The organism is Sulfitobacter sp. HI0129 (assembly GCF_001635395.1).
Lineage (GTDB): Bacteria > Pseudomonadota > Alphaproteobacteria > Rhodobacterales > Rhodobacteraceae > Sulfitobacter.
The window spans coordinates 1-796 of sequence record NZ_LWGH01000825.1 but is presented as its reverse complement, the minus strand read 5'-3'; the positions used below and the strand labels follow the sequence as shown (position 1 = coordinate 796).

The 796-nt window shown below is 58.8% G+C and carries 1 protein-coding gene and 1 pseudogene; one reads left to right on the top strand and one right to left on the bottom strand.

Annotated features, from left to right (window positions below; all coding sequences use genetic code 11):
• Positions 1-280, top strand: a pseudogene (locus A3764_RS19535) (hypothetical protein); the annotation flags it as partial.
• 270 nt (positions 281-550) lie between these two features.
• Here the strand turns inward: A3764_RS19535 and A3764_RS19530 are convergent.
• On the bottom strand, positions 551-796 hold a 246-nt coding region (locus A3764_RS19530; RefSeq protein WP_236628258.1), incomplete at its 5' end, for a helix-turn-helix domain-containing protein.

Here is a 796-nt window from a genome sequence, read left to right as displayed (position 1 = left end):
TGTGATCTGGTTCACCGGGCGCTCCTATGAGCCGCGTGACGAGCCGCGTCAATGGGACTGGTCGATCCGCTCCTGTGATCGCGAGAACCGGACCTGCCGCTACATCCAGCGGGTCTACGGATCCCACGCGCCCTGGCCCGCGACATTCATCTCGGAAAGCGGGCAGGAGATCGCTTACCCGACCAGCGGTGGCCTATGGCACTTCTATTCCCGCAGCATCATGGTCGAATTCGGCGACTACGAGGGCAACATGGGCCATTCGGACTGGTTCTCCTACTGATCCGAACGCTCCGATGTGTTCAGGGAGACAGGGCGAAGTTCGGTTAGGTCTGCCTCAAAGCGTTCAGGGTCAACATGCCAACGACGGCTCACAGAGCCGTCATTCCAACGGTAATCGGTGAACAGGTGAAGCGCCTGCGTATCGGTGTTCAGAAACCCTTCCTGGAAAGGCCAGCCTGTCTTTCTCTTACTCATTGAACTCACTGCGCTCCATTTGACTACCTCTTGAGACGCTCCGATCGAGGGCGCATCAGGGGCTGGCAAATTTTAGCTAGCGCTTTGTAAAGAACTCTTCGGGGTCGACGTTCAGCGCCTTGGCGATGCGTTCGAGAAGGTCGAGAGAAGCGGCGAACCTGGCGTTCTCGACCTTGCACATATGGCCGCGGCTCACATCGGCCCGATGAGCAAGCTCCTCCTGGCTGAGGCCGCTGGCGCGTCTCAATTCCTGGATGTTCTGTGCTACACGATCCCGCAAGTTCATGCCCGCAAAGCGGACACGCTGCGCGAAGCTTAGCCA